Annotated in this window: 19 protein-coding genes; 13 read left to right on the plus strand and 6 right to left on the minus strand. The window is 70.2% G+C overall.

Annotated features, from left to right (window positions below):
• The first annotated feature begins 111 nt into the window (after positions 1–111).
• The 7 genes from C9992_RS14820 (at position 112) to C9992_RS14845 (ending at position 9,872) form a co-directional block, all read left to right on the plus strand.
• Complete coding sequence (locus C9992_RS14820) at positions 112–1,125, plus strand: carbohydrate ABC transporter permease (RefSeq protein WP_235008254.1); 1,014 nt, start codon at positions 112–114, stop codon at positions 1,123–1,125.
• A complete protein-coding gene (locus C9992_RS14825; protein ID WP_106816398.1) occupies positions 1,125–2,075 on the plus strand; it encodes a carbohydrate ABC transporter permease in 951 nt (316 codons plus the stop codon). Before C9992_RS14820 ends, C9992_RS14825 begins: the two co-directional genes overlap by 1 nt.
• A 180-nt stretch (positions 2,076–2,255) precedes the next feature.
• Positions 2,256–3,620: an ABC transporter substrate-binding protein gene (locus tag C9992_RS14830; RefSeq protein ID WP_106816399.1), complete on the plus strand. Its 1,365-nt coding sequence runs from the start codon at positions 2,256–2,258 to the stop codon at positions 3,618–3,620.
• 117 nt (positions 3,621–3,737) lie between these two features.
• Positions 3,738–3,968 carry a polysaccharide deacetylase family protein gene (locus C9992_RS18445; RefSeq protein WP_235008255.1) on the plus strand — a complete coding sequence of 77 codons (231 nt, stop codon included), beginning with the start codon at positions 3,738–3,740 and terminating at the stop codon, positions 3,966–3,968.
• A complete protein-coding gene (locus tag C9992_RS14835; RefSeq protein WP_235008256.1) occupies positions 3,916–6,195 on the plus strand; it encodes a polysaccharide deacetylase family protein in 2,280 nt (759 codons plus the stop codon). The genes C9992_RS18445 and C9992_RS14835 overlap by 53 nt, the downstream gene beginning before the upstream one ends.
• A gap of 55 nt (positions 6,196–6,250) precedes the next feature.
• On the plus strand, positions 6,251–8,113 hold the full coding sequence (locus C9992_RS14840) for an ABC transporter ATP-binding protein (protein ID WP_235008257.1): 1,863 nt from the start codon (positions 6,251–6,253) through the stop codon (positions 8,111–8,113).
• Entirely contained in the window at positions 8,106–9,872 is a 1,767-nt protein-coding gene (locus C9992_RS14845) for an ABC transporter ATP-binding protein (RefSeq protein ID WP_106816400.1), read from the plus strand. The genes C9992_RS14840 and C9992_RS14845 overlap by 8 nt, the downstream gene beginning before the upstream one ends.
• Positions 9,873–9,939: 67 nt before the next feature.
• On the opposite strand, the gene C9992_RS14850 is transcribed toward C9992_RS14845, so the two are convergent.
• Complete coding sequence (locus C9992_RS14850; RefSeq protein ID WP_106816401.1) at positions 9,940–12,522, minus strand: glycosyl hydrolase 2 galactose-binding domain-containing protein; 2,583 nt, start codon at positions 12,520–12,522, stop codon at positions 9,940–9,942.
• A 689-nt stretch (positions 12,523–13,211) separates the two neighbouring features.
• Here C9992_RS14850 and C9992_RS14855 point away from each other — a divergent pair.
• Both C9992_RS14855 and C9992_RS14860 read left to right on the plus strand, forming a co-directional pair.
• On the plus strand, positions 13,212–14,297 hold the full coding sequence (locus C9992_RS14855; protein ID WP_235008258.1) for a radical SAM protein: 1,086 nt from the start codon (positions 13,212–13,214) through the stop codon (positions 14,295–14,297).
• A 21-nt stretch (positions 14,298–14,318) separates the two neighbouring features.
• A complete protein-coding gene (locus tag C9992_RS14860; protein ID WP_106816403.1) occupies positions 14,319–15,932 on the plus strand; it encodes an ABC-F family ATP-binding cassette domain-containing protein in 1,614 nt (537 codons plus the stop codon).
• 34 nt (positions 15,933–15,966) lie between these two features.
• On the opposite strand, the gene C9992_RS14865 is transcribed toward C9992_RS14860, so the two are convergent.
• Positions 15,967–16,965 (minus strand): magnesium and cobalt transport protein CorA, encoded by a 999-nt coding sequence (locus tag C9992_RS14865; RefSeq protein ID WP_106816404.1) that lies wholly within the window; start codon positions 16,963–16,965, stop codon positions 15,967–15,969.
• A 77-nt stretch (positions 16,966–17,042) separates the two neighbouring features.
• Here C9992_RS14865 and C9992_RS14870 point away from each other — a divergent pair, with 77 nt between their 5' ends.
• Positions 17,043–18,023 (plus strand): squalene cyclase, encoded by a 981-nt coding sequence (locus C9992_RS14870; protein ID WP_106816405.1) that lies wholly within the window; start codon positions 17,043–17,045, stop codon positions 18,021–18,023.
• A gap of 21 nt (positions 18,024–18,044) precedes the next feature.
• On the opposite strand, the gene C9992_RS14875 is transcribed toward C9992_RS14870, so the two are convergent.
• Entirely contained in the window at positions 18,045–18,929 is an 885-nt protein-coding gene (locus C9992_RS14875; protein WP_106816456.1) for an alpha/beta hydrolase family esterase, read from the minus strand.
• A 59-nt stretch (positions 18,930–18,988) separates the two neighbouring features.
• On the opposite strand from C9992_RS14875, the gene C9992_RS14880 reads away from it, so the two are divergent.
• Together C9992_RS14880 and C9992_RS14885 are read left to right on the plus strand one after the other, a co-directional pair.
• Positions 18,989–19,384: a MerR family transcriptional regulator gene (locus C9992_RS14880; protein WP_106816406.1), complete on the plus strand. Its 396-nt coding sequence runs from the start codon at positions 18,989–18,991 to the stop codon at positions 19,382–19,384.
• Between the two features lie 86 nt (positions 19,385–19,470).
• Positions 19,471–20,394, plus strand: coding sequence for a S1C family serine protease (locus C9992_RS14885; protein WP_235008259.1), 924 nt, complete (start codon positions 19,471–19,473; stop codon positions 20,392–20,394).
• A gap of 14 nt (positions 20,395–20,408) precedes the next feature.
• On the opposite strand, the gene C9992_RS14890 is transcribed toward C9992_RS14885, so the two are convergent.
• Both C9992_RS14890 and helR read right to left on the minus strand, forming a co-directional pair.
• The gene (locus C9992_RS14890; RefSeq protein WP_106816457.1) at positions 20,409–20,948 is read right to left on the minus strand and encodes a putative immunity protein; all 540 of its coding nucleotides are present in this window, start codon (positions 20,946–20,948) and stop codon (positions 20,409–20,411) included.
• A gap of 95 nt (positions 20,949–21,043) precedes the next feature.
• Positions 21,044–23,215 carry an RNA polymerase recycling motor ATPase HelR gene (gene helR, locus C9992_RS14895; RefSeq protein ID WP_200826355.1) on the minus strand — a complete coding sequence of 724 codons (2,172 nt, stop codon included), beginning with the start codon at positions 23,213–23,215 and terminating at the stop codon, positions 21,044–21,046.
• Between the two features lie 234 nt (positions 23,216–23,449).
• On the opposite strand from helR, the gene C9992_RS14900 reads away from it, so the two are divergent.
• Positions 23,450–25,693, plus strand: a complete 2,244-nt coding sequence (locus tag C9992_RS14900; RefSeq protein ID WP_160150902.1) for an AAA family ATPase — start codon at positions 23,450–23,452, stop codon at positions 25,691–25,693.
• Between the two features lie 23 nt (positions 25,694–25,716).
• Here the strand turns inward: C9992_RS14900 and C9992_RS14905 are convergent, their stop codons facing one another.
• A complete protein-coding gene (locus C9992_RS14905) occupies positions 25,717–26,043 on the minus strand; it encodes a carboxymuconolactone decarboxylase family protein (protein ID WP_106816410.1) in 327 nt (108 codons plus the stop codon).
• Positions 26,044–26,201 lie beyond the last annotated feature (158 nt).

Here is a 26,201-nt window from a genome sequence, read left to right on the forward strand (position 1 = left end):
TGATGTGGAGCCGTATGATCACTGGCATGTGGTAACGATGCCACATCTCGACGTGGAGAGTGAGATGACGAACAAGATTCGCCCCGGGCATCAAGAGAGCGAGGCCTCGCGATGAGCGTGACGTCGCAGCCGGACGCGGTCGTCGAAGCGCTCGAAGAGGCCTCCGGCAGCACGAAGGAGCGCAGGCGCCCGAGCCCGCGCCGCAAGGAACGGCCGCCCAAGGTCAAGGTGCACTACAACAAGCGCGAGGCGCTGGCCGGGTACCTCTTCATCTCGCCGTGGATCATCGGGTTCCTCGTGTTCACCGCGGGCGCGATGATCTACAGCCTGTACATCTCGTTCAGCAACTACAACCTCGCGACGAACACGGCGCGTCCGGTGGGTGTCACCAACTACGCCAACCTCTTCGAAGACCCACGCGTGGCCGTCTCGCTGGGGAACACGCTGTTCTACGTCGTGATGGCGGTGCCGCTGGAGATCATCTTCGCGCTGACGCTCGCCATGCTGCTGAACCGCGTCGGCCGCGGTGCCGGCGCCTTCCGCACCCTGTACTACCTGCCGAAGATGACTCCCGCGGTCGCGACGGCGGCCGTCTTCTTCCTGCTGCTCAACGGCAACACGGGTGCCATCAACCAGGGCTTGCGCTTCTTTGGAATCGAGGGACCGCAGTGGCTCGTGGATCCTGCGTGGGTGAAGCCCAGCATCGTGATCATGACGCTGTGGACGGTCGCCGGGACGATGGTCATCTTCCTCGCGGCGCTGAAGAACGTCCCGGTGGAGCTCTACGAGGTCGCGTCGCTGGACGGCGCCGGACCGATCCGCAAGTTCTTCTCGATCACGCTGCCGATGATCTCGGGAGCCATGTTCTTCAACGTCATCGTGCTGTCGATCGCGGCCTTCCAGGTCTTCGACCAGGCCTACATCCTGTTCTGGAGGGATCAGAGCAACGCCTCACCCGAGGCATCCCTCTTCTACGCCATCTATCTGTTCCAGCAGGCGTTCCGCCAGTTCAACTTCGGCTTCGCCGCCGCGATGGCCTGGCTGCTGTTCGTCATCATCATGATCATCACGGTGATCCAGGTGAAGTTCGGCAACCGCTTCGTCTACTACGAGGGAGACCGCTGATGTCGGCGTCGCTGCAGACCCCGGGCGTGTCCCGGCCCGCGCCCGAGGCCGCCACCGTCGCGGTCACCGTGCCCAAGCGCTCACGCTGGCGTCGCAACATGGCACAGCCGAAGTCATTCGCTGGGCGCATCGTGCTGACGATCGTCCTCGTCGGGTTCGCCCTGCTGTTCCTGTACCCGTTCGCGTGGCTGCTGGCGGCGAGCTTCAAGCCTCGCGGCGAGGTCTTCGACAATGCGCTGATCCCCAAGACCTTCGTCCCCGAGAACTACATCGAGGTCTGGAACCAGCTTCCCCTCCTCAGCTGGATGTGGAACAGCATCGCGATCGCGCTGCTGGCCGCTACGGCGGTGGCGGTGTCGAGCTCGATCGTCGCGTTCGGCTTCGCGTACTTCAAGTTCCCGGGCCGCAACATCCTGTTCGGTCTGGTGCTGGCCACGATGATGCTCCCGGGCGCCGTCACGATGATCCCGATCTACCTCATCTGGAAGGAGACCGGGCTGCTGGGCACCTGGGTGCCGCTGTGGGGCATGAACCTCTTCGGCTCGGCCTTCTACATCTTCCTGCAGCGCCAGTTCTATCTCGGGCTGCCCAAGGAGCTGTTCGAGGCGGCGCGCCTGGACGGTGCGAGCTATTGGGGGCTGTTCTGGCGGATCGCCATGCCGCTGTCGATCCCGTCGTTCGTGATCGTCTTCCTGTTCGAGTTCCAGGCCAGCTGGAACAACCTGCAGTCGGCCCTGATCTACCTGAACGCGGGGTCCGTCGACGACTTCACGGCGCCGCTGGGCATCGCCTATGCCATGACGAAGTACAGCCCGACCGCCGGCGGTCACGGCGACTACCAGTACGTCATGGTCGCCGCTCTCCTGGTCACGCTGCCGATGCTGATCCTGTTCGCCTTCGGGCAGCGGTACTTCATCGAGGGTGTCGCCACGCAGGGACGCAAGGGCTGAGCGGATGCCTCCGTCTTACTGACATCGATTCCACAACGTACACATCACAAACCAATAAATACGCGGGCTGAACCGTTGCTGGACCCCCGTCTGGTGGGTACCGTCATGTGGGAAGGTTCCCATACAGGAACCCCTCACGCGGCGGCGGCAGCGAAGCCGCCCCGATCGAAAGGGAAACAGATGCGCAAGCGCATTATCGGAATCGCCGCCATCGCGGCGTCCGCTGTCCTGCTGGCGGGCTGTGGCGGCGGCGGTGGCGGCGGCGAAGCCGCCGGCGACGTCGACTTCACGGCCGAACCGACCGGCACGATGTCCGCGTGGGGCTTCGAGAACGCCGACGACGTCGGCCAGTCCCGCCTCGACTACGCCGCGGAGCAGCTGAGCGACGTCAAGGTCGACCTCGACGCCACCGCGTTCGACGCCCAGAAGTTCACCACGCGCCTTGCCAGCGGTGACGTGCCCGACGTCGTGCAGATGGACCGCCGGTACGTCACCCAGTACGCGGCGCAGGACCTCATCATGCCGCTGGACAAGTGCTTCGAAGCGCAGGACGTCAGCCCCGACGACTACTGGTACCCGTTCGTCGTCGACGACGTGCGCTACGACGACGCCATCTGGGCGGTCCCGCAGTTCTACCAGCCGCCGGCCATCATCCTGAACAAGCGCGTCATGGACCAGGCGGGCGTGACGAACGAAGAGATCGACACGTCCAACCCCGACGCGCTGCTGGGCGCCATCGCGAAGATGTACCAGGAGTCCGGCGGGGTGCCTACGCGCCTCGGCTTCGACCCGGTCTCCACGGGCCAGGCGGCACTGTGGGTCCTCGGCATGGGGGGACAGCTCACCGACGCCGACGGCAAGCCGACGCTCGACGACCCGAGCAACGTGGCGGGTGTCGAGCTGCTCAAGCAGATCAATGACGCGCAAGGCGGTTACGCGGCGGTGAAGAGCTTCACCGACTCGTTCGACACCTTCGGCGACAACAACCAGTACGTCACCGACCAGGTCGGCGCGCAGGTCAACGCCCAGTGGTACCCGAACGTGCTGTCGCCCTACGTCGACCAGATCCAGATCGAGGCGGTGCCCTTCAAGGACAGCGAAGGCAACCCGTTCTCGGTGTCGGGCGGCACGGCCTTCGTGATCCCCGCCGGAGCCAAGAACCCGGCGGCGGCATGCGCCTGGATGATCGACCTCACCAACGAGGACGCGTGGGCCGCGGCCGGCGCGGCGCGTGCCGAGACGCGCGCTGAGGACGGCGGCATCAACACCGGCCTGTTCACCGGTTCGCCGGGCCCTGACCAGTCGCTGCGTGAGGAGTACGTCGTCGAGAGCGGCAACGCCGGCTTCGACCAGACGATCTCGACGTACTACGACGTGCTGGACTACGGCCAGTCGTTCGGCTCTTCGCCGGCCGGACAGGACATCCAGAACGAGCTGAACAACGCCATCACCGCCGCCCTGCTGGGTGACAAGTCCATCGAGGACGCCCTCAAGGACGCCCAGTCCGCCGCGATGCGGGCCTACGACAACGCGACCGCCGGCTGACAGACGGCACTCGCACTCCGGGAGGAAACGGGGGCGGGTCGACTCCGGTCGACCCGCCCCTGCTCGTCCCCCGCCAGCTGGAAACACCCTCGCCACGGAAACGGAACCACGCGCACGATGTCGATCCGCGAGATCCTCCTCATCGGCCACACCCACCACGACGTCGGCTACACGAACAGCCCGCGTCTGATCGACACGATGCACGGCCGCATCGTCGACCGCGTGCTCGAGCTCGCGGACGAGAACCGGGCCGATGGGCCAGACGGCTTCCGGTGGACCTTCGAGGTCTCGGCCCGTGCTGTCGTTCCTGAAGCGCGCCCTCCCCGACCATGTCCGGCGCCTGGCTGAGCTGTCGCAGAACGGCACGATCGCCGTGACCGGCGGCTACCTCAACATGACGCAGCTGCCGAGCACCTTCGAGTTCGACGCCGCCTATGCGCAGCTCGCGCGCATCCGGGCCGCCGGCGTCGAGGTCCGCACGCAGCAGCACGGCGACGTCAACGGGCTGTCGTGGGGCGCGGTGGATCAGATGACGGATGCCGGGATCACGCGGCTCGTCATGGCCCTCAACCCCGACCACGGACGGCCCCCGTTCCCCCAGCCGAGCGGATTCTGGTGGGAGGGGCCGTCCGGCCGGCGCGTCTTCGTGTGGCTGTCGACCCATTACGGCTTCGGCGAGGAGTGGGGGATCGTCGACGGCGAGGTGGACCTCGCGGAGCAGCACATCGCTGCATTCGTCGACGAGCTCGAACGCCGCGAGGACTACCCGTGGACCCGAGCCGTCGTTCATGCGGGCAACGACAACCGGTGGCCGACGGTGCTGTTCCTCGACGTGGTCCGCCACTGGAACGCCCGGCATCCCGACCGCCCGATGCGCACCGCGACGATCGATCAGGCGCTCGATGCCCTGCAGGCCGAGGCCGGCGGTTTCGACGTGCCGACGGTGCGGGGCGAATGGGCGGACTGGTGGTCGCACGGGCACGGCTCGACCGCGCGAGAGGTCGCTGTCTACCGCGAGGCGCGAACTTTCGCCCGCGCGGCGCAGAGCACGCTCTCACTCGCGACGCTTGCCCGAGGCGAGTCCGTGCCGCATTTCGACGTGCTCGGCTATCGTCGTGGACCCGTGCGCCTCCGGCCGCACGACGAGATCACCGAGACCCTCGACCACGTCGACGAGCAGCTGCTGCTGTACGGCGAGCACACGTGGGGAAGTTGGGAGACGTACTCCAAGCCGCACTCCACCTTCAGCCACTCCCATCACAACGCCAAGTCGGCGTTCGCCTACGAGGCCTTCGACCATGCTCGCGATCTCGCGATCGAAGGATGGTTCCGCTACGCGTACGCGGGCGGCGGGACAGCCGAGGGCCGGACTGACGCGGTCGTGGTGGTCAACCCGACGGAGGCCGCGCGCCGGGAGCTGGTGGACGTGGAGGTCGCCGGCGTGCGACGGGTGCGGGTCCTCGCCGATGTGGACGCGTTCGGCGTCGCGGTGCTCCCCGTCCCGGAGCCGGCGCAGGCGGAGCCGGCGACCGGCGCGATCGCGGCAGGACGCTACCTGGTGACCGTCGACCCCGCCCGGGGCGGGGTGGTGTCGCTCGTCGACACCACGGACGGACGAGAGCTCATCGACCCCGCTGCGCCGGCGGGGCTCGGCGCCATCGTGGACGAGGTGGTGCGGCCGGGGTCACGGCATCCGATGATCACCGAGTCGCCCAAACTCTTCCACCCCGAACACCCCGGTCCGCTCTTCGACCGGCAGGTCGCAGCCGGGGACGGGCCGGTCCGCGTGCGGCGTTCGGGCGCGGTGACCGAGATCGTGTGGGAGACCACGGTCGCCGGCATCCCGGGCATCACCTCGACCCTCGTGATCGCCGACGGGTCCGCCGACATCGACCTCGACGTCCGGGTGACCAAGCCGGAACGGTTCGACCCCGAGAGCGTGTTCGTCGCCTTCCCGTTCGCCGTGACGGAGCCCGAGTTCCTCCTCGAGACCGCGGGTGCGGTGTTCGCGGCCGACCGCGAGCAGCTCCCCGACACGAGCAAGGACTGGTATTCGATCCAGCACGCCGTCGGCGTCCGCGGCGGCGGTGGCGGCATCCTGTGGGGATCGCTGGACGCACCCCTCGTGCAACTGGGCGGCTTCCACACCGGCAAGTGGGCGGCCCGGCTCGACGCCCCGATCGGCCACGTGAACAGCTGGCTCATGAACAACCTGCACTTCACGAACTTCCAGGCACGGCAGGAGGTCACCCGCCGCTTCCGCTACCGGTTCCGCCCGGTCCGCGACCTCGGCGCCGCCGATGTGCGGCGCTACGGCCGTGACCTGCTGGAACCGCTGCAGGCGCGGCACACGATCGCACCGCCCGCCCGGCCGGTCACCGCGCCGCTGGCGATCACGCCGGCGGACGCGCTCCTGGTCGAGCTGCGTCCGACGTCGCAGGGCGCGGTCCGTGCGCGCTTGCGCAACATCTCCGCCGTCGAGGTGACGGCGTCGGTCACTCGCTCCGGCGAGCCTGCGGTCTCGGTCACCGTGCCCGCCGCGGGGACCGCCGACGTCCTGCTCGATCCCCGATGATCCCGGCGGCCGGCACCATGCGACGCTCGTGCGGAAGGGAAGGAGCGCGCAGACCGTGAGCTCTCTTCAGGCGCCCACGGGTTCCCCGCTGCGCCTGCTGCTGTGGCAGGCGGCGCGCCAGCCGGCGACGCTGGCCGGAGGCGTGCTCTTCGGCGTGCTGTGGATGTTGTGCCAGGTGGTCTGGCCGTACCTGCTCGGGCAGGCGATCGACGCCGGGTTGGCGGCCGGCGTGCGCGGTGTGCTGCCCTGGTGTGCGGCGCTCGGTGTCGTGGCGGTCCTCCAGGCGCTGTTCGCCGTGCTGCGCCATCGCATGGCGGTGTCCAACTGGCTGCGCTCGTCGCTGGGTGTCTCCCGGATCATCGGCTACCACAGCGCCGAGACCGGTGCCGCGATCGCCGCCGACAGCTCGGCCGGCGAGGTCGCCTCCACGGTCGCCAACGACGCGCTGCGCGTGGGCGAGATGTTCGACGTGACGGCGCGGTTCTCGGGCGGCGTCGTGGCCTACGTCGCGGTCGGCGTCATCGCGATGTTCACGTCGCCGGCCCTGGGGCTGTTCGTCCTGCTCGGGATGCCGGTGCTCGTGGCGGTGCTGACCCTCTTCGTCCGCCCGCTCGCCCGACGGCAGGCGGCCTGGCGGCGCGAGCAGGGGGCCCTGACAGAACTCGCCGCCGACACCGTCGTGGGGCTGCGGGTGCTGCGAGGCATCGGCGGTGAGGAGCAGTTCGTCCAGCGCTATGCGCGGCGATCGTCCGATCTGCGCGGTCGTGCGGTCGACGTCGCGCGCCTGGGCTCATGGCTCGACGCGCTCCAGATCCTGCTGCCGGGTCTCTTCGTGGCCGCCGTCGTCTGGTTCGGCGCGCGGCTGGTGCTGGCCGGCGAGATCAGCCCCGGCGAGCTCGTCACGTTCTACGGGTACTCGATCTTCCTCATCGTGCCCCTGCGCACCACGGTCGAGGCGAGCCAGGCCTTCGCGCGGGGGTTCGTGGCGACCGGTCGCGTGCTCGATGTGCTGCGGGTGCAGCGGGCAGTGCGCGACCCTGAGCACCCGGAGCGGGCGCCGCAGGGAAGCGCCGAGATCGTCGACGTGGCCTCGGGCGCCGTCATCGCACCGGGGGTGTTCACGGCGCTCGTGGACGAGGATCCGGATGCCGCGGCCACGGTGGCGACGCGCCTCGGCCGGTTCGACGACCGGCAGCACACGATCGCCCCCGTGCTGTGGGGTGGCGTGGATCACACGCGCGTGCCGGTACAGGAGGTGCGCCGCCGCATCGTCGTCAGCGACGCGACCCCGCACCTGTTCACCGGCAGGCTGCGCGACGGACTCGACGTCCAGAGTGTGCGCGCTCCCGATCGTGCGCCATCGCCGTCGGCGCGGCGGGCCAAGATCGACCAGGCATTGGGCATCGCGGCGGCCGACGACGCCGTGCAGGCGCTGCCCGCTGGTCTGGAGGAGCACGTGCCCGAACGTGCCAGCGTGCTCTCGGGCGGCCAGCGCCAGCGGCTGAGTCTGGCCCGCGCCCTTCTCACCGACGCCGAGGTCCTCGTGCTGATCGAACCGACGAGCGCGCTGGATGCCAACACCGAGGCGACGATCGCGGCGCGGCTCCATCGTGCGCGCGCCGGGCGCACGACCGTGCTGGTGACGGCGAGCCCGTTGCTGCTGGATCGCGTGGACGTCATCCACGTCATGCGCAACGGCCGCGTGGTCGGGTCCGGCACCCATGCGGAGCTGCTGCGCCGGGACGACCCGGTCGGAGCGCGGTACCGGCGGATCGTGGCGCGCACAACCAGCGACGCGGAGCCGCCGGCGGGTGAAGAGCTCGACGCGCCGTGGACCGGGTCCATCCAGACCCTCTGGACCAAGGCGACCGAGACGGGTGCGATCCGCACCGTGCGAGAGGAGCCCGGCGATGACTGACACGGCGCTGCCGGTCGCCGGAGGCGACAGGATCCGCGAGGTCGCTCGCGGCCTCGTGCGACGCCACCGCGGCGAGCTGCTCCTGGTGATCGCGCTGCACGCGGCTGCCGCTCTGGCGGGTCTGGTCGGCCCGTGGGTCATCGGTCGCATGATCGACGCGCTGTCGTCGGGCACCGCCGGCATGACCACGATCGACCTCATGTTCGCGGCACTGGCGGGCGCGGTCGTCGCCCAGGCGCTCGTGACCCGGTTCGCGCAGCTCTGGTCGCTGCGCCTCGGGGAATCCGTGTTCGCCAAGCTGCGCGAGGACTTCTTGGCCACGGTGACCTCGCTGCCGCTGGCGGTGGTCGAGCGGGCCGGCACCGGGGACCTGCTCTCACGCACCACGAGCGATGTCGACGCCGTCGCGCAGACGGTGCGGTTCGGCGTGCCCCGGATCCTCGTGACCGGCATGACGGTGATCCTCACCCTCGGCGCGGCGTTCATCATCAACCCGCTCGTGGCACCCGCCATCCTCGCCGGCGTGCCGCTCATCGCCCTCAGCAGCCGTTGGTACCTCAAGAGGTCCGGCCCGGGCTACCGTCGCCAGCTCGCTTCGTACGGGCGCCTGGTCGGGGTCGTCAACGAGACCGTCGAGGGTGCGCGGACCATCGACGCACTCGATCTCGCCCCCGTGCAGCGGGTGAAGATCGACCGCGCGCTCGCAGCGCGCAACGCGGCGGAGCGGTACACGCTCGGCCTGCGCAGCGTCTGGTATCCGCTGACCACCCTCGGCTTCCTCCTCCCCGTGATCGCTGTCCTGCTGTGGGGCGCGTACCTGTCGGGGCAGGGATTGGCCACCGTGGGCGATGTCACCTCGATCGCCCTCTATGCGATGCAGCTCACCGGTCCCGTCGAAGAGCTCGTCAACTGGATGGACCGGCTGCAGGTCGGTTCCACGGCGCTGGCGCGGATCGTGGGCGTGGCCGAGGTGCCCACCGACCGGCCCGGTGCCGACGAGACGCCGGACGGTGCGCAACTGGAGGCGCGCGGCATCCGCTTCTCGTATCGCGAGGGTGTCGACGTGCTGCGCGATGTGGACCTCGTGCCGCGCCTCGGAGAGCGGATCGCGATCGTCGGCCCGTCGGGGTCGGGCAAGTCGACGCTCGCGCGGCTGCTCACCGGCATCACGGCGCCCTCCGCCGGCACGGTGCGGGTCGGTGGCGCCGACGTCATGCGCATTCCGCTGGATGTGCTGCGCCAGCATGTCGCGCTGGTCTCACAGGAGCATCACGTGTTCGTCGGGACACTCGCCGACAACCTTCGCCTCGCGGCCCCGGACGCCCGCGACAGCGAATTGGAGGAGGCGCTCGAGGCTGTCGGTGCGCTGCGCTGGGTGCGCGCGATGCCGGACGGGGTGGACACCGTCGTCGGCTCCGGCGGTGTGGTGCTGACCCCCGCGCAGGCGCAGCAGGTCGCGCTGGCCCGGCTCGTGCTGCTGGACCCCGACACGCTCGTGCTCGACGAGGCGACGTCGCTGCTTGACCCCCGCGCCGCGCGCGGTCTCGAACAGTCGCTCGACCGCGTGCTCGAGGGGCGCACCGTCATCGCGATCGCCCACCGGCTGCACACGGCGCGGGATGCCGACCGCATCATCGTGATGCGCGACGGGCGGATCGTGGAGTCGGGCACCCACGACGAGCTCATCGCGATGGGAGGCGAGTACGGCGCACTGTGGCGGTCGTGGCAGGCGGAGTCGGCCGACGACCCCGGCGCCTGACGCCGCGCCGCGGCATCCGCTCAGCCGAAGGCGCCCGAGGCCTCTCGCCCAGCGGACGCCGCGGTCCTCATCGGGTGGTGCTCCGTTCCGTCGGGGTGAGCGTGAGGGGGCGCAGATTCCAGCCGTCGAGGGTGAGCGCACGCGCATGCGGGGGGACGTCGCGCCACCGCACACACAGCGTGCGGGATTCGCCGGACAGCAGCGGTCGGGGGTCATCGTGCAGGATGAGCCGGCCGGGGGAGCCCCACGGACGCGCGTCGTGGATGACGGGCCCGATGAGCGCGCCGCCGCCCCGGTGCGTCAGCTGGATCCGCCATCGATCGCCGTCCTCGTGCACCTTTGCGCTCACGTCGGCGGCAGGCAGGTCGAGGAGCGGGGTGAGGTCCGCTCCGAGCGAGGCGACGGTGCGCTCGAGATCGAGGAGCGAGCCGTCGGAGGTGACCCACTCCGCCTCCCACATCACGATGCCGGCGGCGGCAGGGCGTGCGGCGGTCCACGCGACCGCAGCGCTCGGCACGGTCACCGTGTCGAGCTCTGGGGAGGAGACCTCGTCGAGCATGGTGCCGGCCGCATCGCGGAGCCGCAGGTGCACGCGGGACCCGGCGGGCACCTCTTGCTCGCTCCACACCCACGCCTCAGAGGCGAGCTCGCTGTGCCCGTCCCAGGCGGCACGGGGAGTCCGCACGGTCACACGGGTGGGCCCGAACGCACGGCGAGCCGCGTGGAGGGCGGGCTTGGCCTCACCCGACCACTCGACGACGCTCGTGCACCACGCGTTGGGGAAGCTCTCGGCCAGCTGCCACGGCAGCACCAGGCTGCAGCGTGGCCACCGGCGCCGGTCGGCCTCGATCGCGTACTGCAGGCCGGTCGTCTGCAGCCACTGGCTGGCCCGCTGCATCAGGTCGAGATCGATGAGGCGTTCGCCGAAGCACGCGGAGACGAGCTCGGCGTTGTTCCACCATTCGCCGAGGTGCCGGTAGGTCGGATTCGAGCGGTCGGCCGGCCACAGCTCGGCGGGCGGGATGATCGCGCGCAGCGATCGCAGGCTCGCCATGCCCTCGACGCCGAACTCGGTGTGGGCGAGGTTCGTGCCCGCGTTCGCGAGCGTGTAGTGCTGTTCGAGACCCTGGTGCTCCCACGGGCCGTGCACGTCATGCTGCCCCTCCGGATCCGCCCGGATGCGATCCAGGCGATGGTGGAAGGTCGGGCCGCTGGGTGAGGTGGGAAGCCACGCGCGGTCGGGGTCGACGGTGGACAGCGCCTGGCGCAGCGCGGCGAGCACGGGGGAGCGGCGTTCGTCCAGCGGTCCGGCGTCGTCCTCCAGCTCGTTGCCCCCGCACCACAGGAACAGGCTCGGATGCCGCGTCAGCCGCGCTGCCGCGGCCACCGCCTCTTCGACGGCATGCGAGACGAATTCGGGATCGGACGCGGGCGAGCTCTGCATGCCGGAGCTGGACTGGCTGAGATCCTGCCACACCAGGAGGCCGTGCTCGTCGCAGGCGTCGTAGAACTCATCCGACTCCACGAGGCCGCCGCCCCAGACGCGGAGGATGCGTGCGCCCGAGTCGGCCGCGAGTTCCACCAGGTGACGTGTGCGGGCGGCATCGACGGCCCCGAACATGAGGTCGACGGGCGCCCAGTTCCATCCGAGGAGCGGGAAGGTCCGGCCGTTGACGCTGGCCGTGTAACCGAGCGCGCCCGCGGGCGCGCCCTGGTTCGGTGCCAGGCGTGCGTCCCGGAAGCCGACTCTGAGCTCTCTGGTGTCCGAGCCCGCCGTCACGCGGAGGTCGTAGAGCGTCTGCGGGCCCATGCCCGCCGGCCACCACAAGTCCACGTTGCGCAGCTCGAGGACGACGCGCGCGGCGCCGCCGGACACCGGCGCGCTCGCGCTGCCGACGACGGCCCCGTCGCGGCTGAGCTCCGCGGTCGCCGGAGGTGCGGCATCCGATCCTGCGCCGGCGTCGACCAGGACATCCACGACGACGGTGCCACGGCGCTCGACTAGATCAACCGCGGTGCGCGCGCTGACGGAGCTGAGGGCAGCCGCACCGATCACCAGCCGGGCGCTGCGCCAGATTCCCTGATGCCGCAGCCGCGGTGCGAAGTCCCAGCCGCTGCCCACGCGCGGCGCGAGGCGGCGGACCCGTTCGGTGCGCCCGACCTGCGGCTCGGTGTCCAGCGCGGGCAGCACGACGACCGAGAGCGTGTGATCGCGCTCGCGGACCCGCTCGTCCCCGGCGCGGGCGAGCCGGAGCCACGCCGGCCGGTTGAGCCCGTCGAGGGTGCCGATCTCCTCACCGTCCCAGAAGATGCGGCCTCCCGGGTCGATGCCGTCGAACGCCACCCAGACGTCATCGTCCGCGTCAAGCGGTGGAAGCTCCACGAGCCGGCGATAGACCCAGTGCCGGTCGGCGACCCACTCGGCGTCACGACTGCGCCGCCCGTATCGCGGTTCGCGCACCTCGCCGGCGCGCACGAGGTCGTCGAGCACGGACCCGGGCACGCGGCCGTCGAGCCAGGCGTTCGCGCCTGCTGCCCGCGTGACGCTGTTGCGCCGGTCGACCGGTTTGGAGACGTACCACTCCCACGTGTCGCCGAGCGCCTCGCGGAACTCCCAGTCGTCGCCGTCGAGTGTGAGGATCCGGGTCACCCGTCGAGTCTGCCGCAAATGTGGGATCGATGCCACACATGCTCACGGTGCTGACGATCGTGTGGGCGAGGAGGCTGGTACGGTGGACCGCGTGGAACTGACCGAGGTAGACAGACCCTAGTCACCGAACTGTCGGTGACTCTCGCGCCTTCGGAATCGCCCGTCTCGGCGAGTCTTCGTACGCTCGACACGTTCGCGCGCGTCCGCCCGCTCTCGGGCGTCGATGTCGCGTGAATCGCACCGGCATGTTCGCACCCACCGACCTCGGTCCCCGAGCGCATGATCGCGCACGGCGATTCCGCCTTCCGGTGCCTCGCCACGTTCGTGACAGCTGAGCAGACTCTCCACCTCTTCGTGGCGGGGTGCACGTTGTTTCCGCTGGGCGATTTCCCGCACGTCCGCACATGACCGCCCCGGGGTCGGTTGTCCCGCCAGTTCCGCTGGCTCTTCAACCTGCTCACGAAAGGCATTGCCATGCAGCACCGCACTTCCCGTTCTCGCACACGTCGACGTCCCGCCCGCGGGAAGATCGACGCTCCCGCGTGCCGCACCTTCACCGACCCCGACCGTGGAAGGAGCACGCCTGCGCACCGCGAACGCCGGCGATGCGACGTCTCCCGCGGTCGTGTGGCTTGGTCCATGTCCGGCGGTGACACATGAACCCGACCCTGACGACACGGAGTCGGTGGATGCGCATCCGTGAGCACCTCGCGCAGGCCGGCGAGCCGGCGTTCCGGTTCCGTCAGCTGGTCGCCGCTTGGCAGGCTTCGACTGCCGAGACCTTCGCGGACGTCTCTGCGCTTCCGGCGCGGCTTCGGGGGGAGCTCGCCGAGCGCTTCGGTCCCCGACTGCACCCCCTGACGCTGATGCACGTGCAGCGAGACGAGCAGGTGGAGAAGGTGCTGTTCGTCTCAGACAGCGGGGCACGCATCGAGACCGTCGTGTCGCACTATCGAGCGGGGTGGGACTCCATGTGCATCTCCTCTCAGGCTGGATGTGGCCTGGGGTGCACGTTCTGCGCCACAGGCGCGGTCGGTCTGATCCGAAATCTCACGGCGGACGAGATCGTCGCTCAGGTCATGCACCCGTGGTGGAGGCGGGCAGGGCAGCCGCGACCGGCGAGCGTCGCGTTCATGGGCATGGGCGAAGCCCTCGCCAACCCGCACGTGTTCGACGCGCTGAGACTGCTCACCGATGATGCGTACGCGGGCATGTCGGCCCGCCGCATCACGATGTCCACGGTCGGGTTCGCGCCGAACCTGGAACGCCTCGTGTCCGAGTACCCGCAGGTGACGGTCACACTCTCGGTGCACTCGCCGTTCCCGCGAGAACGCGCAGGCATCATCCCGCTCGAGGAGCGGTTCCCGCTCGGGCAGAGCCTCGAAATCCTCGACCGGCACGCCGCGACGAATCGCCGAAAGGTCTACCTCGCCTATCTCCTCATCGCCGGCATGAACGACAGCGATGAGCACCTCGCCACCCTCGCCGCTCTGATTCGCCGCCGCTCCCGACCCGAGCTGTTCCACGTCAGTGTCATCCGATACAACGAGGCGGTCGGTGCTGCTCGGCAATATCGTGCTCCGTCCTCCACGCGCGTCGAAGAGTTCGTCCGCGGATTGACCGCCAGTGGCATCCGCGCGACCAGACGACGTCAGCTTGGCGGTCGGATCGATGCCGCCTGCGGGCAGCTGCACGCGAAGTACCTCACAGCACCGTCCGCGGGTACCGCTCCTCGCGGCTCGGATCTCATCCCCGTCACGCCGGTCGGCCGTTGACCCCGAGAAAGAAGCACTGCCATGTCTATGAAATCCGCCATCACGCTGCGCGATCTGACCTTCGAGTGGCCGGACGGGACGGTTGCCCTGGCCGGCGTCACCGGAACCTTCGGCGACGGACGCACGGGCTTGATCGGCCCCAACGGAGCCGGCAAGTCGACCCTGCTGCGCCTCATCGCCGGCGACCTCCAGCCCACGGCCGGCCACATCCAGACCAGCGGCCAAGTCGGCTATCTTCCGCAGAACCTGACTCTTCGACGGGACGTCACGATCGCCGAGCTGCTCGGCATCCGGGTGATCCTCGACGCGATGAAGGCGATCGAGTCCGGCGACGTGAATCAACGGCACTTCGACGCGATCGGCGACGACTGGGACATCGAGTCGCGCGCCGACGAAGCACTGCACCAGATCGGGTTCTCGGCTGACGACCTGGATCGCCGTGTCGCCGAGCTCTCCGGAGGGGAGAGCATGCTCATCGCCATCACCGGGCTGCGCGTCCGGCGCACGCCGATCACGCTGTTGGACGAGCCCACCAACAACCTCGATCGCGCCACGCGGGCGACGCTGGCCGAGTTCGTCGATCAATGGCCGGGCACGCTGGTCGTCGTCAGTCACGACCTCGAGCTGCTGGAGCACATGGACGCCATCACCGAAATCTACGGTGGCAGTCTCGAGACGTTCGGCGGCCCCTACAGCGCGTGGAAGGAACATCGGCAGCAGGAGCAGGCGGCTGCTGTTCAGGCCGCTCGCTCCGCTCAGCAGGCGCTCAAGGTGGAGAAGCGGCAGCGCATCGAAACGGAGACCAAGCTCGCGCGCCGCGAGCGGACCGGGAAGAAGGCCCAGAAGGACGGCGGCATCCCGAAGATCCTCGCCGGCAACCGCGCCAGCAGAGCGCAAGCGTCGGCCGGGTCGTTGCGGTCCACTCTGGACAGCAACGTGGATTCCGCGCAGGCGGCTGTCGACGTCGCGGACGCCCGCGTGCGGGTCGAGGAGCACATTCGCCTCGTCCTTCCCGACCCCGGCGTCCCCCGCGGCCGCCGCATCGCGGAACTCGAGGACGAGGACCTGACGATCGTGATCCAGGGACCGGAACGCGTCGCGCTCATCGGCGCGAACGGCACGGGGAAGACCACCCTCATCGAGCAGCTCGTGCGACGCACTGAGCCGGTCGCCGGGCGCCCTCACGGCCGGCTCTTCACAGAACTCGCCGGCTTCCTCCCGCAGCGCCTCGACGGCCTCGACGAGGATGCCGGCGCGGTGGAGAACGTCCAGGCAGTCGCACCGGGCACACCCGCCCCCACCATCCGCAACCAACTCGCGCGGCTGCTCCTTCGCGGCGACAGCGTCGACCGCCCGGTCCGTACGCTCTCCGGCGGAGAGCGTTTCCGGGTCTCGCTGGCCCGACTCCTCCTTGCCGACCCACCCGCCCAGCTCTTGATCCTGGATGAGCCGACAAACAATCTCGACACCGCCAGCGTCGAACAACTTGCCGAAGCGCTTGACGCGTACCGGGGAGCGCTCCTGATCGTCAGTCACGACCTTGCGTTCCTGGGCCGCATAGGTGTCAGCACCGTCGTAGAGCTCGACCAGCGTGGTCGGATGCACCAGCACCGGGACCTGAGCATCGTCACCTGAGGGGCGAGGCCGCAACACCTCGTCGGCGGTGCGCTCAGAGCCAGTGCCGCTTGCGGAAGACGACGTAGAGCGTGACGCTCGTGGCCACCATGAGTGCGAGTGCCATCGGGTAGCCCAGCGGCCACTGCAGCTCGGGCATGTACCTGAAGTTCATGCCGTAGATCGTGCCGACCAGCGTGGGACCGAACAGGATCGCCGCCCAGCCGGAGATCTTCTTCACCTGCTCGTTCTGCACGAGAGCGGTGTCGGTCTGACGCTGGGTGACGATCGTGGCGTTCACCGTGAGCGCGTACTCGAGGATCGAGCGGAACGCCGCGGTCTTCTCGATGACGCGCAGCGCGTGGTCGTGCACGTCGCGCAGGGACCGCTGCAGTTCGAGGTCGACGGAGTACTTCGGCGCCCCGCGCTGCAGGCCCTCGAGCATGTCGGCCAGCGGCGCCACGGCGCGCTGAAGCGCGATGACCTCGCGCGAGAGGTCGTAGATGCGCTTGGACAGCGACACGCCGCCGGCTTCGAACAGCGCGTCCTCGATCTCGTCGATGTCGTTCTCTACGCCGTCGATCACCGGCGAGTACTCGTCGACGACTTCGTCGAGGATCGCGTAGAGCACCGCCTCGGGACCGAGCGCGAGAAGCGCGGGATCCCTCTCCATGCGTCGCCGCACGCTGCTGAGATCGGGAGACTCGGCATGCCGGATCGTCACGATGAAGTCGGGGCCGACGAACACGTGCAGTTCGCCGAACTCGACGCTCTCGGTCTCGTCGATGTAGCGCGCGGGCCGCAGCACCACGAACAGGATGTCGCCGTAGCGCTCGAGCTTCGAGCGCTGATGCCCCGTCAGCGCATCTTCCACGGCGAGGGGGTGCAGCCCGAACTCGTCGGCGACCTGCGCGATCTCTTTGGGCGACGGACGGAACAGGCCGATCCATGCCATGCCATGGTGATCGCGCGTGTACTCGAAGGTCTCGGACAGGCTCGACGGATCCTGGATCCGCTTTCCGGCGACGTACACGCCGTTGTCGACGATGGGCATCTGTCGATTCTTCCCTGCGCGCCGTCTGACGCCAACGCATGAGCCGTGGTGTCGGATGCGGCGGGTACCCTGCCGGCATGGCAACGGACCAGCGGGTGATCGACTGGCTGCTCGACTCCGACCCGGCCCTTCGATGGCAGGTCGAGCGGGATCTCGTGGGTGCGCCGCCCGCTGTCTGGCAGGCGACGCGGGCGAAGGTGGCCACCGAGGGCTTCGGCGCGCGGCTGCTGGCCCTGCAGGACCCCGACGGTCAATGGGCAGGCGGCGCCTTCTTCCCCGCAGGCTTCTTCGGCAGTCCCGAGGCCCAGGCGCCCGGGCAGCCGTGGGTGGCGACGACGTGGGTGCTCAAAGACCTGCGTGAATGGGGACTGGATGCCGCGGTCCTCGCCGGAACCGCCGAGAAGCTCGCCGCGAACACCCGCTGGGAGTACGAGGACATGCCGTACTGGGGCGGTGAGGTCGACGTCTGCATCAACTCCTACACCCTGGCCACCGGCGCGTGGCTCGGCGCCGACGTCTCACGGCTCGTCGACTGGTTCCCCCAGCATCGACTGGCCGACGGTGGGTGGAACTGCGAGGCCGAAGAGGGCGACTCCGTGCGCTCGTCGTTCCATTCCACCCTGAACGCCGCGCGCGGCATCCTGGCGTACGAGCGCATCACCGGCGACACCCGGCTGCGCGAGGCACGCCACGGTGGCGAGGAGTACCTGCTGTCGCGGCGCCTCATGTACCGGGCGAGCACCGGCGAACTGGTCGGCGATTTCGTGACGCGGTTCGTCTATCCCAACCGGCACCGCTACAGCGCCCTGGCGGCGCTGGACCATTTCCGTGACGTCTCGCTGTGGGAGGGCAGGCCGCCCGACCCACGGCTCGCCGATGCCGTCGAGGTCGTCCGCGCGGCACGGCAGCCGGACCGCACGTGGCTGCAGACGACTCCGCTGGCCGGGCGGACGTGGTTCGACGTCGACGCGGCCGAGGGCGAGCCGTCGCGCTGGCTCACGCTGTTCGGCACACGGGTGCTCGAGTGGTGGGATGCCGCCGAGAAGAGCCCGGGATGACCGCGGTTCTGCTCCCCGAACTCAGAGGGGGGATGAATCGCCGATCGTGTCGAGCATCTGCTCCACGATCCGGTCGATCGTGAGGTCACGACCCGTCGCACCGAGGATCGCCGGGCCGGCCTTCACGGCGGGCACCGTATGCCCGCCGCCCACGATGGTGACCAGCGACACAGCGGGGACTCCGGCGGCGCGATAGTCCGTACGCGTGGTGCGCGTGCGGGCCCGCCGACCTTCGCCTGTGTGGAGGGTCACCGTCACCGGCGTCGAGTGGATCCCGTTGCGTGCGGCGAAGTACCCGGCCGTCTCGTGGGCGGAGAGGGCTGTGCCGTCGACCTTGAAGAGCTTCCTTGCCCACCAGGCCATCCGCCCACCGGCGTACGGAGCGATGCGATCGGCGGTGCCGGCGACGAGCGTCACCGGCACCGCGCGCTCCGACGTCGTGGAGAAGCCGGCGGTGAAGTTCTCGGGGTCGGGCATGGTGGCGGCGACCACAACCGCGCCGGCGATCAGTTCAGGAGCCTCGTGCAGCACACGGAACACCATCTGGCCGCCGTTGGAGAACCCGACGACGAGCACGCGATGAGGATCGATGTGGTGCGTCTGGCGCAGCCGCTCGATGACGGCGCGAGCGAAGCCGATGTCGTCGATCTGCTCGAGCCGCGCGGGGAAGGAGCTCTCCCGCCGGGCGTCGTTCCAGTTGCCTCGGTAGCCGTCGAGGTACGCGACGACCGCGCGCCCTTCCGCGGCGAGCCGGTCGAGTGCTCCGCCGGTGAACTCCCGATGAACAGCCCCGGTCTGTCTCGAACCGTGGAAGACCAGCACGGCGGCGCGTCCCGGCTCCCCCGACGGCGCTCCGACGACGCTGTACGTGCGCGTGCGGTTCCCGAGCTGCATCGTGTCCGACATGAGAACTCCCTCCGTCGCCGCGATCATCGGCGACGAAGCCGACGCTAAACTCTGACACCGTGTCAAGGTCAACTCCGTACCTCCGGATCGGGGAGCTCAGCGCGCGCAGCGGAGTGAGCCCGCGATCGCTGCGGTACTACGAGAAGCACGGTCTCATCCGATCCGACAGGTCGGCCAATGGCTACCGGGAGTACGACGAGTCCGCGATCGAGCGCGCGGGCGCCATCCGCCTGCTGTTCGAGATGGGGTTCTCTCGCGACATCGTCGCGTCGGTGCTGACCTGCATCGGCGACGTGCCGGACTCCGCGCACCGGGCGGTGGAGGAGCAGCTCGAGCGCGTCCGCGACGAACTGGCCGCGCAGCTGAAGACGCTGTCCGAGACGCACCGTCGCGTGAGCACCTTCCTCGAGGATCGCGCGATGCTGCGAGCGGCCGCGCAGCAGGGCTCCGCCTGACGTGACGTCTTCGAATGCGCCCTTGCGGCGCGTCCGCCGTGCGCGAACTCGCGCCGCGGCATCCGTCACGGGTCGACACTGGTGACGTGGACGACCAGCAGGCGCTCGACGCGTACTCGACGGCGGTCATGCGCGTCGCCAGGACGGTGCTGCCCTCGGTCGCGGCCGTCAGCGTGCGAACGCGGCAGGGTGCGGGAGCGGGAAGCGCGTCCGTCATCACCGGCGAAGGGCACCTGCTCACCAGCGCGCACGTGGTTCACGGCGCCGTCGCCCTCGAGGTCGCGTTCCCCGATGGCACGGTCGCGGCCGCCTCGGTGGTGGGAGCCGACCCGCTCTCGGACCTGGCCGTGCTCCACGCCGAGGGCGGCACGCCGCCCCCGGTCACGATGGGGGATGCCTCCGCACTGGGCGTGGGGCAGCTCGTGGTCGCGCTGGGCAACCCCCGCGGGTTCTCCGGCAGCGTGACGGCGGGCATCGTCTCGGCGCTGGGACGCTCACTCCCGACCCGGTCCGGTCGCGTGATCGACGAGGTCATCCAGACCGACGCCGCATTGAACCCGGGCAACAGCGGTGGCGTTCTGGCCGACAGTGCGGGCCGGATGGTCGGAGTCAACACGGCCGTCGCCGGCATCGGGCTCGGTCTCGCGGTGCCGATCAACGCCACGACCCGCGAGATCATCGACGCCCTCCGGACGACAGGACGCGTGCGCCGCGCCTGGCTCGGCATCGCGGGGTCCACCGTCCCCCTGGGCCCCGACGTGGCGGCGAAGGCCGGCTCACGGGTGGGGATGCAGGTGGTCTCCGTCGTGCGCGACAGTCCGGCTGCCGTGGCGGGTGTGCGGGCGGGAGACATCGTACTGTCTCTGGCCGGGGTCATGATCGCCGATCCGACGGCGCTGCAGCGGCGCATGGTCGAGGGCGCGATCGGTCGACGGATGGAGATGACGGTGTGGCGCAACGGCGCGCTGGTCGACGTGGTGGTCGAGCCCGAGGAGCTGCGCGACCGCTGAACGGTGCCGAGCGATCAGCCTCGCGCGCGGAGGGCCGTGTCGAGCGTCGCCATGAGGACGGCGGCGCGTGACCTGCCCGCGGGCGCCGGCGGGTAGCGGCGGAGCACATCGATGAGGGCCGGCGTCGCACGCGACTCCCATCGGTCGATCGCGTCCAGGCCCGCCGCGGGATCTCCTCCCGCCTGCAGCTCCGCGATCGCGGCAGCATTGGCGGCCGCCCGCAGGATGTGCCCCACCTGATGGCTCTTCGCGAGCGGGTGCAGGTACGCGGCGGCAGAGGCGTCGCCGGCTGCCTGCCCCGCGAGGCGGGCCGGCCCCGAACCGGCCTCCCGGGCCGCCCGGTGAGCATCCAGGGCGGCCACGCGCTGCAGGGTCGTGCGGCGTCCCGACTCCAGAAAGGTGCGGGCGGCGTCGACCGCTGCGCGCGGGCGCGGGTCGTCGGGTTGATCGCTCTCGAAGACCGGCAGGACCTCGACGGCGGCGTCCCGGGCGAACCCCACGACCGCCCTGAGATCCTCGGTGGTGAGGGAGAAGTCGCCGGTCGACACGATCACGTCTCCATCGTGCCAGGCGTGGCCCGCAGGCGAAGCGGTGCCGGCCGACGCGCCGAGGACGGCGGCCGGCACGCGGGCCCGCCGCGCTTCGCCGGCTACCCGTGGTCCTCCAGCACCACCAGGCGCTCGGTCGCCCGCGTCATGGCGACGTAGCGATCGACAGCGCCCTCGATCCCCCCGCGCTCTATGCCGCCGAAGCGGGACGGCTCGACGAGCACGACGAGGTCGAACTCGAGCCCCTTCGCCAGCTCCGGGCTCAGGGATCGCACCCGCTCCCCGGCGGCGAACGACGGATCCCCGATGACGACGGCGGTGCCCTCGGAGTGGGTGGTGAGCCAGTCCGCGAGGATCTCATCGCGCTCGGCGACGGCACCGTGAACGACGGGGATGCCGCTGGAGCGGACCGAGGTGGGCACGTTCGCGTCGGGGATCGCCGCGCGGATCACCGGCTCGGCCTGAATCATCACCTCACTGGGCGTGCGGTAGTTGATCGTGAGCGAGGCGAGTGTCACGTCGGTGATCCCGACACGGTCGAGGCGCTCCTGCCACGTCTCGCGGAAGCCGTGGCGCGCCTGCGCGCGGTCGCCGACCACCGTGAAGCTGCGCGACGGGCAACGGGCCAGCAGCATCCGCCATTCCGCGTCGGTCAGCTCTTGCGCCTCGTCGACCACGATGTGCGCGAACGGTCCCGCGAGCAGATCCGGATCGACGGCCGGCAGCACCGCCTCGTCGACGAGGCTGTTGCGAAGGTCATCGCCGTCCAGCCACTGCATGAGCTCGTCGCCGGCCTCCTTCAGCCGGTCCACCACCTGCCCCATGTACTCGCGCTCCTGGGCCAGGGTCGCCTCGCGCCGCCGCCGGCGCCGGGATTCGCCGGGATCACCGAGCCGGCGCCGCGCCGCATCGAGCAGCGGAAGGTCCGACACCGTCCAAGCGGAGGCATCCGTGCGCTGCAGAGCGTCGACCTCATCGGAGCTGAGCCAGGGGGCGCACCGCCGCAGGTACGCCGGCACCGACCACAGGTCCGCGACGAGGACGGATGCCTCCACGAGGGGCCACGCGCGCCCGAACACGCGGACGAGCTCCTCGTGGCGGGCCAGGGCGCGCCGCAGCTGGTGCAGCGGCACCTCTTCGCCGTCGACCTGGTCGGTGAGGATGTCGAGCACCGTCTCCCACACCTGGTCGCGCGCCTCATTGTGCGGGGTGCCCGGCTCTGCGGACGCGAACGCCTCCGCCCAGTCCTCGGCGCCGAGGTGCAGCTGCCCCCACGGCGTCTCGACCTCCACCCCCTCGGCGGGCGGCTCCTCGTACAGTCGCACAGCAGGCTCGATCGCGTCGATCAAGCGGGCGTCGGCCTTCAGGCGGGCCACGACGGGATCTGTCTCGGGCAGAGCCGACGCTCCCTCGGCGACCAGCTGGCGCAGCGTGCAGGTCTGCACGCTCTCCTCCCCGAGGCTCGGGAGGACATCCTCGACGTAGGAGAGGTACGCGGCGCTGGGTCCCACGAACAGCATTCCGCCGCGACCCGCGCCCAGATGCGGATCGGCATACGCGAGGTAGGCGGCACGGTGGAGGGCGACCACCGTCTTGCCGGTGCCCGGGCCGCCGTCCACCACGAGTGCACCGCGAGAGCCGGCGCGGATGATCGCATCCTGGTCCGCCTGGATCGTCCCCAGTACGTCGCGCATGTGCGGGGACCGGCTGGCGCCGAGACTCGCGATGAACGCCGACTGGTCATCGAGCGCGGCACGGTGCTCCAGTCCCTCGGCGGTGAACGCCTCGTCCCAGTAGTCGGTCACGCGGCCGCCCGTCCAGCGGTAGCGGCGGCGGCTCGCCAGACCCATCGGATGCGCGTGCGTGGCCGCGAAGAAGGGCTCGGCGGCCGGGGGGCGCCAGTCGACGAGGAGCCGCCCGCCGGACGGCTCGTCGCCCGCGTCGGCATCCGTGCCTGCGGTGAGCCCGAAGCGGCCGATGTAGACCGGCGGCGAACCGTCCGCGGGCACGATGCGCCCGAGGCACGCATCGATGGAGAAACGGCGGAGCATGCGCAGCTGCGCCGTGAGCCGGTGGATGTCGAGATCGCGTTCCAACGCGGCCTGGCCTTTGCCGCCGGGGAGGCGGCGGAGGTCGTCGAGGCGTCTCTCGACAGCGGCGATGGAATCCGCGATGCGATCGGCGATGGCGGCGAAGCGGGCCTCGTCGTCGGCGATGAGTTCGGGACGCCCCTTGAAAGCGAGGCGGGCGGGCAAGTGGAAAGCGCTGGTCATGAGGGGTTTCACCGGGTGCACTCCGTATCGCTGACGCGACGGGATGCCGTCGCGACCGTCAAGTATGCGCCGTGCCGGGGGTCTTGCCGCAAGGCCCCCCTGCCCGGGTATCCTGGAACTGTCGGGAGGGGTGAGCCGGCGTGCGCGGACGACGGCGTCGCGCGGACTTCGGTCGGCACGCCCGGGGGACCCGGTGTTTGTGGTGCGCTTCGTCGCCGCTCTAGGATGCCGAACGTGGCGGAGATCCTCCGCGAGTCGGACCTTGGGGGGCCCGACTTGCAATCCATGCTGCTGAACAGCAAGGTGCAGACCCCTCAGGTCCGCAAGGGTGCCGTCAGCCGGAAGCGTCTGATCGATCAGGCACGGGCCAGCGGAGCACGAGTCGTCTCGGTCACCGCGCCCGCCGGCTACGGCAAGTCGACCCTCCTCGCCGAGTGGGCGGCCACCGAACAGCGCAACGTGGGCTGGGTGTCGCTGGATCGGACGGACGGGGATCCGGCGTCCTTGCTGTCGGTGCTCGCGGCGGCATCTGTGAAGATCGCGCCTTCGGCCAAAGCCGTCGCCGCCGACATGCGCGGCATCGGCGCCACGGCGCTCGGCCGTTCCGCGCCCATGCTGGCCGGCGCGCTGGCGGCCGCCCCCGAGAGCTTCGTCCTCTTCGTCGACGACCTGCACTGGGCGGATTCACCCGACTGTCAGGACGCCCTGGAAGTGCTCCTGCGACGCCTGCCCGCGGGGTCTCAGATGGTGGTGGCCAGCCGCCGCGAGCCGCCGCTGATCGGGCGTCTGCGGGCAGCAGGCGACGCGTGGGAGATCTCCGTCTCGGACCTCTCATTCGACCATGCCGCCGCACGGGTCATCTTCGACGCGGCCGGCGCGGCCGACATCCCGGATGAGGATCTGCACACCATCGTCGAGCACTGCGAAGGCTGGGCGACCGGGCTGTACCTCTGCGCCCTCGTGGCGCAGTCAGGCGGCGATGCGGCATCCGTCACCGGAGAGGACCGCTACCTGGCGGACTACCTCTACCGCGAATGCCTCGCGCGCCTGCCCGACGACATGCAGAGCTTCCTGCGACGGGCGTCGGTGCTCGATCAGCTCTCAGCGGCGTCATGCAACGCCGTCCTCGGCATCGAGGATTCCCGCGCCCGCCTGCACGAACTGGAAGCGGCGAACCTCTTCCTCGTGGCGATGGATCGCCGTCGCGGCTGGTTCCGGTTCCACGCCCTGTTCCGCGAGTTCCTCATGATCGAGCTCGAGCGCGCCGAAGGCGCGGCGGTCGTCGCGGACCTGCACCGCCGCGCGGCCGCGTGGCACGAGGAGCACGGCGCGTCCGCGCAGGCCGTCGAGCACCTGCTGTGGGCGGGGGAGACCGAACGCGCGGCCGAGCGCATCGCGGAGCTCGGCTTGCCGATGTACCAGCGAGGCGAGGTGTCGACGGTCAAGCGATGGCTGTCGGAGCTCGGCGAGACGCTGGTGCGCGGCTACCCGCCCCTGGTGGTCTCGATGACGTGGACGGCGCTCCTGCTCGGCGACGTGCCGGCCGGAGAGCGCTGGGCGCGGATCCTCGCCGCCATCGACATCGAGACCATTCCCGAGGGCGACCGGCTCGAATTCGAATCCGCTCGTGCGATGGTCCGAGCCGCGATGTGCGAGCACGGGCAGGCACAGGTCATGGCCGATGCGCGGTTCGCGATCGAGCATGAGCCCACGACGAGCCCGTGGCGCGATCAGGCGCTGCATCTGTGGGGATCGGCGCACGTCCTCGTCGACGACACGGCGACCGCCACGGCCGCGTTCGAAGAGGCCATCGACGTCGCGACGATCATGGGAAACAGCGACACCGTGATCCTGAGCGAGCCGGAGCTGGCGCTGTTCGCCATCGGCCAGAACCGCTGGTCCCTCGCCGCCCGCCACGCCGACCGCGGCGTCGACGCGATCGATCAGAGCCACATGGACGGCTACCCCACCAGTGCACTGGCGCTCGCCGTGGCTGCTCGCGTGGCCCTGCACGAAGGGGACCGGGAGTCGGGCAGTCGGCTGCTCGCCCGTGGGATGCGCGCACGCATCGGCTGCACGCACCTGCTGCCCTTCCACTCCGTCCGCTCACGCATCCAGCTCGCGAAGGCGCACGTGGCGATGGGCGATCGCTCGGCGGCGTGGCACCTCGTCCGGGAGATCGACGAGCTGCTTCGTCGGCGCCCCGACATCGGAGTCGTCACCGCGGAGGTCGAGGAGCTGCGGGCGGCGCTGGCCGCCGAGCCGACAGCCGGCGGGTCGGTGCCACTCACCCCGGCGGAGCTGCGTCTCCTTCCGTATCTGCAGACGCACCTCACCATCGCCGAGATCGGCCAGCGGCTGTTCATCTCGCGCAACACCGTGAGCTCCGAGGTGGGCTCCATCTATCGCAAGCTTGCGGTGACGACGCGGGGCGCCGCGGTCGAGCGCGCGAGTGCCCTGGGACTGCTCGGCGGCTGACCGAGACTGCCGGCGGCGCGGGGTCAGACCATCGACTCGGGCACGATGTCCTCGCCGTAGCCCAGGGCCGCAGCGATCCGCGGTGCGGCCGCGACGGCGCGCGGCAGGCCTACATCGCCCACCAGTCCGTCCAGCACGGCGATGATCTCGTGGAGCGAGACGCCGGCCGCGACGGCCTCGTCGACCGCGGTGCGCATGGAGGCCGCCGGCGCCGCGGTCGCGATGAGCGCCCCGATGCGGATCAGGGCGACCGTGTGCGGATCGAGGGCATCGGACCAGTGGCCGGCGGCGTCGTCAGCGAGCGCGGGGTGGTCGACGCAGAATCGCCGCAGTCGCTCGACGTCGTCCATCTTCGGCCTCCATTCCCTGCCCCCGGGCAACCTGAACCCAGTGCACAATGCCCGCGGGCTTCACGCACCATGCAGATCGCATGATCCCGTCGCCCCGCCGCAGTGGCTTCACGCGATTCGAGTGATGCGGCCGTCGCAAAGCGCTGGATACCGTGACG

The organism is Microbacterium timonense, from assembly GCF_900292075.1.
Taxonomy (GTDB): domain Bacteria; phylum Actinomycetota; class Actinomycetes; order Actinomycetales; family Microbacteriaceae; genus Microbacterium; species Microbacterium timonense.